The 10,812-nt window shown below is 74.1% G+C and carries 10 protein-coding genes; all 10 read left to right on the forward strand.

Going from position 1 to position 10,812, the window contains the following annotated elements; all coding sequences use genetic code 11:
- The first annotated feature begins 2 nt into the window (after window positions 1-2).
- Window positions 3-1,130, forward strand: a complete 1,128-nt coding sequence (locus ACZ4XJ_RS27205; RefSeq protein ID WP_468497714.1) for an STM4014 family protein — start codon at window positions 3-5, stop codon at window positions 1,128-1,130.
- A gap of 25 nt (window positions 1,131-1,155) precedes the next feature.
- Window positions 1,156-1,962, forward strand: coding sequence for an STM4013/SEN3800 family hydrolase (locus ACZ4XJ_RS27210; protein WP_362881208.1), 807 nt, complete (start codon window positions 1,156-1,158; stop codon window positions 1,960-1,962).
- A complete protein-coding gene (locus tag ACZ4XJ_RS27215) occupies window positions 1,959-3,332 on the forward strand; it encodes an STM4012 family radical SAM protein (protein WP_468497715.1) in 1,374 nt (457 codons plus the stop codon). Before ACZ4XJ_RS27210 ends, ACZ4XJ_RS27215 begins: the two co-directional genes overlap by 4 nt.
- 5 nt (window positions 3,333-3,337) lie before the next feature.
- Window positions 3,338-4,240, forward strand: coding sequence for an STM4011 family radical SAM protein (locus ACZ4XJ_RS27220; protein ID WP_362881212.1), 903 nt, complete (start codon window positions 3,338-3,340; stop codon window positions 4,238-4,240).
- Between the two features lie 127 nt (window positions 4,241-4,367).
- Complete coding sequence (locus ACZ4XJ_RS27225; protein WP_468497716.1) at window positions 4,368-5,747, forward strand: AMP-binding protein; 1,380 nt, start codon at window positions 4,368-4,370, stop codon at window positions 5,745-5,747.
- A 119-nt stretch (window positions 5,748-5,866) separates the two neighbouring features.
- Window positions 5,867-7,243, forward strand: a complete 1,377-nt coding sequence (locus ACZ4XJ_RS27230; protein WP_468497717.1) for an FAD-dependent oxidoreductase — start codon at window positions 5,867-5,869, stop codon at window positions 7,241-7,243.
- A gap of 114 nt (window positions 7,244-7,357) precedes the next feature.
- Window positions 7,358-8,260: a hypothetical protein gene (locus tag ACZ4XJ_RS27235; RefSeq protein ID WP_468497718.1), complete on the forward strand. Its 903-nt coding sequence runs from the start codon at window positions 7,358-7,360 to the stop codon at window positions 8,258-8,260.
- Between the two features lie 298 nt (window positions 8,261-8,558).
- Entirely contained in the window at window positions 8,559-9,017 is a 459-nt protein-coding gene (locus tag ACZ4XJ_RS27240) for a hypothetical protein (RefSeq protein WP_468497719.1), read from the forward strand.
- 224 nt (window positions 9,018-9,241) lie between these two features.
- Window positions 9,242-9,718 (forward strand): phospholipase, encoded by a 477-nt coding sequence (locus tag ACZ4XJ_RS27245; protein WP_362881221.1) that lies wholly within the window; start codon window positions 9,242-9,244, stop codon window positions 9,716-9,718.
- An 85-nt stretch (window positions 9,719-9,803) separates the two neighbouring features.
- Window positions 9,804-10,812, forward strand: a 1,009-nt coding sequence (locus ACZ4XJ_RS27250; protein WP_468497720.1) for an alpha/beta fold hydrolase, incomplete at its 3' end; no start/stop codon positions are given.

The raw sequence follows: 10,812 nt of genomic DNA on the forward strand, positions 1-10,812 counted from the left end.
CCATGACGGACCATGCGAGCCCGCCCCGCTGGGCGGTCGTCGGCAACCCGGAGAACCGGCGCGTCACCCTGTTCTCCGGGGCCGTGCGCGCCGCCGGGCTGCCCGCGCCGCGCATCGTGCCCTGGACGGACGTCCTGCGCGCGGGCGGCGCGGCCTTCGCCGCCGACGAGATCGTCCGGGTCGAGTCGCCGGGCGAGAACCCGGAGGTCGACCGCCTGCTGCGCGGCACGGACGACCCGACCCGGGTGGAGGGCGGAGCCCGCTGGTACGCCGCCTTCACGGCCGCCGTACGGACGCTGAGCGGCGGCCGCCGCCTCGACGACCCCGACGAGCTGGCCGTCCTCTTCGACAAGCGCGGCTGCCACCGCACGCTCGCCCGCGCCGGCGTCCCCGTACCGGACGCGCCGACCTCCGGCGGCGCGACACCGGTGCGCGGCTGGGACGACGTACGGGCCCTCATGGACGCCCACCGCATGCCGCGGATGTTCCTGAAGCCCGCCCACGGCTCCTCCGCCTCCGGCGTCGTCGCCGTCGAGACGGCCGGCGGGGGCCGGATCAGGGCGACCACGTCCGTGGAGCGGGCGGTCGACGGCCGGCTGTTCAACTCCCTGCGGGTACGGCGCCTCACGCGCGAGCCGGAGGTGGCCGCCCTGGTCGACGCCCTCGCCCCCGACGGCCTCCACCTCGAACGCTGGTGGCCCAAGGCCTCCCTCGGGGACGGCGCGGCCGACCTGCGGGTGGTCGTCGTGGCCGGACGGGCCACCCACGCCGTGGTGCGCGTCAGCCGGGCCCCGATGACCAACCTCCACCTCGGCGGCCGGCGCGGCGACCTGTCCGCCGTGATCCGGGCCGCGGGACCGGCGGCCTGGGCCGAGGCCCTGCGGATCTGCGAGCGGGCCGCGGCCTGCTTCCCCGGCACCCTGTGCGTCGGCGTCGACCTGCTGCCCGCCATCGGCTGGCGCCGGTTCGCGGTGGCCGAGGTCAACGCCTTCGGAGACCTGCTGCCGGGCCTGACCGGACTGCCGGGCAGCGGCGCCGAGGGACAGGACACCTACGCCGCGCAGGTCGCCGCCGCGACCCGCGCACCCGTGCCGCACCACCCGATGAGGAACCACCGTGCACTCGCCTGAACCGCCGGCGCCGTCGATCCCCGACATGAACGAGGTCGTCGGCCGAGACGACCTGCTCCTGCTCACCCTGGACACCCTGCGCCACGACGTCGCCGTCGAACTGGCGGCCGCCGGACGCCTCCCGAACCTGGCTCGCCACCTGCCCGGCGGGCTCTGGGAGGAACGGCACGCCCCCGGCAGCTTCACCTACGCCTCCCACCAGGCGATGTTCGCCGGTTTCCTGCCCACGCCGGCCCGCCCCGGCCCGCACCCCCGGTTGTTCGCCGCCCGCTTCGCCGGCAGCGAGACCACCGAGGGCCGGACGTACGTCTTCGACACGCCCGACCTGGTGTCCGGCCTCGCCGCGGCCGGGTACCGCACGGTGTGCGTCGGGGGCGTCGGCTTCTTCAACAAGCGGGGCGCGCTCGGCGACGTCCTGCCCGGCATGTTCCAGGAGAGCCACTGGGAACCCGGGTTCGGCGTGGCGTCGCCGCACTCCTTCGAGGCACAGGTCGAGCGGGCCGAGCAGGTCGTCGCCGCGCTCCCGGCCGAGCAGCGGCTGTTCCTGTTCCTCAACGCCTCCGCGATGCACCAGCCCAACTGGTTCCACCTGCCCGGCGCCACGGCCGCGGCCGGCGACACCCGGGCCAGCCACGCCGCCGCCCTCGAGTACGTCGACCGGCACGTCGGCCGGCTCCTCGCCGCCATGAGCTCCCGCCGCCGCTGCTTCGCCATCGTCTGCTCCGACCACGGCACGACCTACGGCGACGACGGCTACACCGGCCACCGCCTCGCCCACCAGGCCGTCTGGACGGTGCCGTACGCCCACTTCTTCCTGGAGCCGTCCGCATGACCACCCTCGCACCCACCGCGATCACGGCGTCCGCACCGCCCGAGATCCGCACGTACGACGCCTACGTGTACGCCTACCCCCACAAGACCGCGTACCGGCCGCTGCCCGACGGGCCCGCCCTGCGGGACCTGTGGCGCGGCGAACGCAAGGACGCCCTCTCCCTCTACCTGCACATACCGTTCTGCGAGGTCCGCTGCGGCTTCTGCAACCTCTTCACCCGCATCGGCGCCCCCGACGGGCTCACCGGCCGCTACCTCGACGCCCTCGACCGACAGGCCGCCGCCGTCCGCGAGGCCCTCGGCGACGAGGAGGACGAGGAGCCGGTACGGTTCGCCAACGCCGCGTTCGGCGGCGGCACCCCCACCTTCCTGACGGCCGCCGAGCTGGAGCGGCTCTGCGACATCGCCGAGCGGCGCACGGGCGTCGACCTGCGGGCCGTCCCGCTGTCCGTGGAAACCTCGCCCGCGACCGCCACCGCCGACCGGCTCGCCGTCCTCACCGACCGCGGCGCCACCCGCGTCAGCATCGGCGTGCAGAGCTTCGTCGCCGAAGAGGCCCGGGCGGCGGTCCGCCCCCAGCGGCGCGCCGACGTCGAGGCGGCGCTCGGCCGCATCAGGGACGCCCGCGTCCCCGTCCTCAACATCGACCTCATCTACGGCATCGACGGCCAGACCCCCGCCACCTGGCGCACCTCCCTGGACGCCGCCCTGGCCTGGCGACCCGAGGAGCTGTACCTGTACCCCCTGTACGTCCGCCCCCTCACCGGGCTCGCCCGCCGCACCGCGCTCACCGACCGGGCCTGGGACGCACAGCGCCTGGACCTCTACCGGCGGGGCCGGGACCACCTCCTCGCGCAGGGCTACGAGCAGGTGTCGATGCGCATGTTCCGGCTGCCCTGCGCGGCGCCGCAGGGGCCCGACGACCACGCCTGCCAGACCGACGGCATGATCGGCCTGGGCTGCGGCGCCCGCTCCTACACCTCCGCACTGCACTACTCGTTCGACTACGCCGTCGACATGGGCCAGATCCGGTCGATCATCGACGACTACACCGCCACCGACGACTTCACCCGGGCCGTCCACGGCCGGTACACCACCGGCGACGAGGCACGCCGCCGCCACCTGCTCCAGTCCCTGCTCCAGGCCCGCGGCCTGCCGGTCGCCGACTACCGGGAGCGGTTCGGCGCCGACCCGCACGACGACTTCCCCACCGAACTCGCCGCGTTCGCCGCCCGGGGCTGGCTCCACCAGGACGGCGCCGGCCCCCTGCTGCGCCTCACCGCGGAGGGCCTGGCACACTCCGACGCCCTCGGCCCCGCCCTGTTCTCACCCGCCGTCCGGGCCGCCATGGCCGGCTACGCGACCAAGTAGCCGCCGTGGACCTCACCCTCCTGTACCGCGGGCCGCTCGCCTCCTGTGACTACGACTGCCCGTACTGCCCCTTCGCCAAGCGGCGCGACACCACCGCGCAACTGCGCGCCGACCGGGCCGCACTCGAACGGTTCACCCACTGGGCGCGCTCCCGTACCGAGGACCGGCTCTCGCTGCTCTTCACGCCTTGGGGCGAGGGCCTCGTCCGTTCCTGGTACCGGCGCGCCCTCGTCGACCTGTCACAGCAGCCGCACGTAGAACGCGTCGCCATCCAGACCAATCTCAGCTGCCGCACCGACTGGCTCGCCGACGCCGACCCCGCCCGCCTCGCCCTGTGGTGCACCTACCACCCGGGACAGACGCCCTACGAACGGTTCCTGGCCAAGCTCTGCGACCTCACCGACCGGGGCATCCGCCACAGCGTCGGCATCGTCGGCCTCCCCGAGAACCTGGAGCACGCGCGCAGGCTGCGCGCCGACCTGCCCGCCCACGTCTACCTGTGGGTGAACGCCGCGGACGGCCACACGTACACCGACGCGGAGGCCGACGCCTGGACCGCCCTCGACCCGCTGTTCCCGTACAGCCGGCGCCCGCACCGCTCCGCCGGTCTGCCGTGCCGCACCGGCGAGTCCGTCCTGTCGGTGGACGGCGACGGCACCGTCCGCCGCTGCCACTTCGTCCGCACCGAGCTCGGCAACCTCTACGACGGCTCCTACCGCACGGCCCTCGCCCCCCGCCCCTGCCCGCTGACCAGCTGCGACTGCCACATCGGCTACGTCCACCTGGAGACGCTGCCCCTGTACGACGTCTTCGCGGGCGGCATCCTCGAACGGATCCCCGCTCCCGCCGCGCTCCCGCTGCTTGCGACCGGCCCGCAGGTCAGCGGCGCGGATTGGACCATTCGCTGAGCGAGCGCGGCGTCCATGGTTCGGATCGCGCCTTGCGCCCAGCGGTGGTGGAAGCTTGGCTGGCCAAGATCAAAACGGCGGGACACGGGACGCGGCTCCGGTGCGGAACCGGCACAGGAGGAAGCACATGAAACCCCTGCTCGACGGCTGTACGCCCTGGCCCCAGGAATGCGTCGACCACTTTTGGGCGGCCGGGCACTGGCGCGGCAACACCCTCGACAACCTGCTCCGCGGCTGGGCCCTCCAGTACGGACCGCGGACCGCGCTCGTGCACGGCGACGCCCGCGTCACCTACGCCAAACTGAACCGGCGCGTGGACCGCGTGGCCGCCGGATTCCGCCTGCGCGGCCTCGGGCCCGGGCAGCGCGTCGTCGTCCAGCTGCCGAACGTCCCCGAGTTCGTCATCACCGCGTTCGCGCTGATGCGCGTCGGCGCGGTCCCCGTGTTCTGCCCGCTCCCGTACGGCGCGGCCGAGGTCGCCCACCTCGTCCAGGTCACCGAGAGCGTCGGCTACGTCGGCCCGTCGACCCACCGGGGCTTCGACCACATGGCGATGGCGGCCGACATCGCGGCCCGCGGCCCCTTCCTGCGCAAGGTGTTCACCTTCGAGGCGCCCGGCACCGCGTCCCCGTACGGCGGCTTCACCACCGACCCGGCGGGCTGCTACTACTTCCCGCTGGACTCCGTCGATTCCCCGCCCGAACCGACGCCACCGCGCACCGCCGACCAGGTGGCGTTCCTCCTGCTCGCCGGCGCCGGCGCCGGGACGCCGCAGCTCGTACCGCGCACCCACAACGACTACGTCTACCAGGCGCGCGCCACCGCCGAATTGGTGTCGCTCACCGAGAACGACGTGTACCTCGCGGCGCTGCCCGCCTCCGCCCACTTCGCCTTCGGCTGCCCCGGCATCGTCGGCACGTTCTCGGTGGGCGGCGCCGTCGTCCTGGTGGACGAGCCGGAGGACCGGGACGGACAGGACGGCCAGGATCCCGCCGCGTGTCTGCGGGCCGTCGAACGGGAGCGGGTCACCCTCACCTCGGTGGAACCCGAACTCGCCCACCGCTGGCTGGACGTACTCCCCACCGTCCGGGCCGACCTGAGCAGCCTGCGCCTCGTACAGATCGGCGCCGGCCAAGGACACCGGACGACCGCCGAACGGCTGGGCTCCGCTCTGGGCTGCGCGGTGCAGCAGGTCTTCGCCATGGCCGAGGGACCGCTCACCCTCACCCGGCCCGGCGATCCGGCCGAGACGGTGCTCGGTACCCAGGGCCGCCCGCTCTCGCCCGACGACCAACTCCGCATCGTCGACGCCGACGGCAAGCCCCTGCCGGACGGCGAGCGCGGCGAACTCCTCGCCCGCGGCCCTCACGTCCCCCGGGGCCACTACCGGGCGCCCGAGCACAACGCCCGCGCCTTCACCCCGGACGGCTACCTCCGCACGGGCAGGCTCGCGCACCGGACCCCGGACGGCAACCTGGTGGTGGCCGGCCCGGTCGAGAAGGCCTGAAGACGCCGACCGCCGGTCCCGGCGCGACCTTCCGTACGGCGTGGGGACAGCACCGTGTTCCGATCGAAGATCGTCGACCAGTAGGATCGCACCGCAACACGACGCGAAGGGGAGCTGCGGTGGCGCGGGTTGCGGTGATCGGTGGGGGAATCAGTGGGTTGGGGACGGCGCTCATGTTGGGCCGCCGGGGGCATGCGGTCACATTGTTCGAGCGGGACGCGCGGGCGGCCGGCGAGGATCTGAACCAGGACTTCTACGACTGGCACAGGCCCCGGATACCGCAGGCCGTCCAACCCCACTCGTTCCTCGCTCCCGTGCGCACCGTGCTGCGCGCCGAAATTCCGGACGTCTACGCCGACTTGCTGGCGCGCGGAGCCCGGGAACACCACGACTTCGACTGGTTCTGCGAGCATCCCCCGTACCGGGACGGCGATGAGGACCTGGTCAACCTGCGCACCCGCCGCATCGTGCTGGAGGCCGCCCTGACGGCGGCCGTGCGGCGCGAACGCGCCGTCGACGTACGGCGGGGCCACCCGGTGCGCGGCCTCACCGTCGAGGGGGGCCGCCCGCCCCGGGTCACCGGGGTACGGGTGGGTACGGACACGTACGCCGCCGACCTCGTCGTCGACGCGGCCGGTCGCCGCTCGCCGGTCCCCGACTGGCTCACCGCGGCCGGCTGCCGCCCGCCCGTGGTCGACAGTCACCGGGCCGGCATCGCCTACCTGTGCCGCTGGTACCGCCTGCGCGCCGACGGCCCCCGCGACCCGGGACGGGTGAAGACCGGCTCGGCCGCGCCGTTCGCGCTCGGTGGCGTCTTCCCCTCCGACAACGACACCTTCGCGGTCAACCTGGTCCTCTCGACGGGCGATCCGACGCGGGGCGCGTTCACCGACCCGACCGTGTTCGAGGCAGCCGCCCGGCTGTTCCCCGCAGCCGCGGCCTGGCTCGACCTGGCCCCCGAGCCGCAGTCGCCCGTACTGGCGATGGCCGGCCTCGACAACCGCTGGACCGGTCTCGCCGACGACGACGGGCCCGTCGTCACCGGCCTCGTCAACGCCGGGGACAGCCTCATCCACACCAACCCGACCCTGGGCCACGGCGCGGCCCTCGGCCTGCGCGCCGCCCAGTACCTCGCCGGCCACGCCGACCGGATCGCGGTCGATCCCATGGGTTACCACGCCTGGACGACGCGGGAGCTGCGGCCCTGGTTCGACGCGCAGGTGGCGGCCGACCGGGCCAACGAGCAACGCCTGGCGGCGAGTGCGCCGCCCCCCGAGGACCGGTGGGCCGCCGCCCGGGCCGCCTGCGCCTTCGACGATCCCGTCGTCATGAGGGCCCGCGCCCAGGTGCGCCACCTCGTGCGACCGGCCGCCGAGGCCTACGGCACCGACGAGGTGGACCGGCACGTCACCGCGTGGCTGGCGGCCCACCCGGACTTCTCGCCCCGACCCGACGGCCCGACCCGCGAGCAGTGGACCGCGCTCGTCCCGAACTGACCCCTCACCCGATACCGACGGTCGGCGCCGTGGTGCCCGTGTCGCCCCGTGCGCCCGGCGACTGCCGTGTTTCGTTCAAGGGGATGACCCCCCCGCGCGGCCTAGGCTCGGGCCGTGGGACAGGCCGAACTACGCGCCGTCGAGGGCGCCGGACCATTCACCACCCGGCGCACCTGGCGGCTGCCCAACGGCGCCGAAGCCGTCTGGGAGTCGCGCCAGGCCCGCCGCCGGGGGGTGCTCGCGGTGCGCGCACCGGGCGAGCCGACCGCCCGCCACGCCCGCGCCGACGCGGTGAGCCTCGTACGACTGCGCCGCCTGAACTCCATCGCCGCGGTCGCCTTCGTGCTCGGCGGCGCGCTCTTCGCGGCGGGCGCGGCCATCGCCCAGTTCGGACCGGGCGACGCGATGACGAGCGCCGGCGTCTACTTCGTCGGCGGCCTGTTCTTCACCACGGGCGGCTACGTCTCCCTGCTCCAGGTGATCAACGCCCCCCGGCACGTTCCGGCGGGCGCCGACGCCCTGGTCACCCGGCGGTGGCGGTGGTGGAGCTACGAACCGATGCACCTGGACTGGCTGTGCGTGTTCGCCCTGTTCGCCGGCACGTTGGTGTTCGGGGTGAACCTGCTGGACTCGTTCCTCCAGGGGCTGACCGTCCAACAGGTCAACCGGCTGATCTGGACCCCCGACGTGATCGGATGCCTGCTCTTCCTGGTGTCCGGGCACCTGTCGTTCGTCGAGGTCTGCCACGGCCGGGTACGGGTGCTCGCGCGTGACCTCGGCTGGTGGATCGTCGCGGTCAACCAGCTCGGCTCGGTCCTGTTCATGGTGTCCGCGCTCGCCGCCTTCACCCCCCGGGTCACCGGCAGCGAAATCAACGCGGACATCGCCAACTGGGGCACCCTGCTGGGCGCCCTCTGCTTCTCGGTCGGCGGCGTGCTCCAGTACGCGGAACGCCCCCTGCCGCCGGAGCCCGGGCCCGGTGATCGGGGCACCGTCGGAGCGATCCACCGGCGATGAAGGCAAGGAGCGCGGGCTCCGGGCGGGCGGCGGTGGACACTGTGGGCATCGTGCGCGTCCTCGTCTCTCGTGCGGTCGACGATCCACGATCTGCTGATCGTCACAACGCCGTCGCAGCCGCACCGGCGGGGCGCACGCCGCCGACCTGCCCGGATGTGTGACAACCCGATGGACGGCTCGGTTCTTTGTCCACTTTTGAGTGAAAGGCCCCCGGGGGCACTGCACTTCGCACCCCGGAACCCGCGATGGTCTTCCCAGAGGAAACGGACTCATCGACGGGAACGGGACATTGCACCTGATGACATCGCACCTGAGGCGCACCGGAACGATCCTGGGCGCGGCCGCGCTCACCCTGCTCGCCCTGCCGGCCAACGCCCACGCGGCGGCGGTCGCCTGCGGCGGCGGCGTATCGACCGGCCGGGTGGCCGTCAACGGCTGCATCAGCGCCCAACGGGGCTCCGCCGGCCGGTTCCCCACCCGGGAGATCACGGCACACATCAAGGCGCGCAACACGGGCACGAAAGCGGTCAACGTCACCTACGAAGCGTTCTTCCGCGTCGTCGACGGCGGTCACTGGGAGAAGATCGGCAACGGTCGCACCCACGTCCGGCCCGGCGAAACCGTCGGGCCCGTCGAAGTGGGCAGTTCGACCCGCGTGTGCGGCCCCGTCCGGGTCGAGATCCGGGTGCACGCCCGCGCCGACGGCGCCGCCTGGAGCGGCTGGTCACCCGCCGCCACGAAGCAGTGCCAGACCTGAGGGGGCGAACGCCGCGCGACGGCGGCTCCGCGACTGTCCGACCGGCGGACCGTCAGCGGCCGCCGGCGGCCCACCGGATGGCGGCACCGGACGGCTCCGAGGACTCGCACGCCCTCGACACGGCACCGCGGACAGCGGAGCGATACCTAGTTGATATCGGAGGCTCCCAGACTGTGCGCATCGGCGCCGGGGGGTTCCCGGCGCACCGTCCCTGGAGGATCCCGATGCGTCGTCAGCTCACCGCCGTGACCGCCGCCGTGGCGGCCGGCATCGTCGCCCTGGCCACCCCGGCCGCCGCCGCCCCGGCCGACAAGCCCCAGGTCCTGAGCGGCTGGACGCAGACCAGCGCCGCCAGCCACAACTCCTGGGTCGCCGCCCGCGCCAACCAGGGCAACTGGTCGGCCTACGGGTTCGACTGGTCGACCGACTACTGCTCCTCCTCCCCGGACAACCCGTTCGGCTTCCCCTTCCAGACGTCCTGCGCCCGACACGACTTCGGATACCGCAACTACAAGGCGGCCGGATCGTTCAGCGCCAACAAGGCGCGGCTCGACGACGCCTTCTACGCCGACCTGAAGCGGGTCTGTACCGCCTACTCGGGAGCGACCCGCACCTCGTGCGACTCCACCGCCTGGACCTACTACCAGGCCGTCAAGATCTTCGGGAAGTCCGCCGTCGTGGACAACGGCGCCGTCGCCTGACCCGGGTAGGGCGCACCGGGACCGTCCGGGACCCGCCGCCCGCCGCGCGGAGGCGGGCGGGCCCGGTGCGGGGGACCATGGGCACATGCGATGGTGTGCGCGCGGTGCGCCGGCGGTCGCGGCGCTCGCGCTCCTCCTGGGGGCGGCCGCCCCCGGGCCCGACGGCGGGGACACCGGACGAGCCGTGGACATCGGCGGCGGCCGGAGCCTGCACCTGAGGTGCACCGGCTCCGGGAGCCCCACCGTCGTGCTGCTGTCCGGCCTCCACGAGGCGTCCGACCCGTGGTCGCTGACCGACACGACCCCGCCCGTACCGAAGACGCCCGCCGTGCTACCCGGCGTGGCCGCGTTCACCCGGGTGTGCACGTACGACCGGCCCGGCACTCTCCGCTACACCCGGCCACCCACGATCACCACCCGCAGCACGCCCGTACGGGGAACCCGGGCGCTGCCCGACATGGTCCGCGACCTGGACCGGGTGCTGACCGCCGGCCGGGTACCGGGCCCGTACCTGCTGGTGGGGCACTCCTTCGGCGGGATGCTCGCCCTGCGGTACGCGCAGGAGCACCCCGGGCGGACGCGCGGACTGGTCCTCGTCGACGCCCTGGGACCGGGGCTGAAGCCGGCCATGGGCGAGGACTGGGCGGCGTACGTCACATCCCTGCGCCACCCCGGTACGCCCTTCGACGACGACCCGGACTTCGAACGGGTCGACATCGACGGCGGTGTCGACGCCATCGACCGGGGCGGCCCGCTGCCCCCGGTCCCGGTCGCGGTGCTCAGCAAGACGGCGCCCTTCGCGGCGCCGGCCACCATGGACAAGGGCCTGCTCGCGAAGCTCGAAGCGGCCTGGCCCGAGGCCCAGCAGGCATTGGTGGGCCTGCGGCCGCAGACCCCGCACCTGCGGGCGACCGGCAGCGACCACTACGTACAGCTCCACGACCCGGACCTCACCATCGCGGCGATCCGGCTGGTCGCCGACCGCGCCGCGACCCTGCCCGCACCGAAGTCGCCCCCCCGCGGGCCCCCCGGGGGGGGCGGGGGGGGGGGGGGGCGGGGGGCCCCCCCCCCCGCCCCCGGCGGCGGGCCGACCC

The sequence above is a fragment of the Streptomyces sp. NPDC029836 genome (assembly GCF_055574495.1).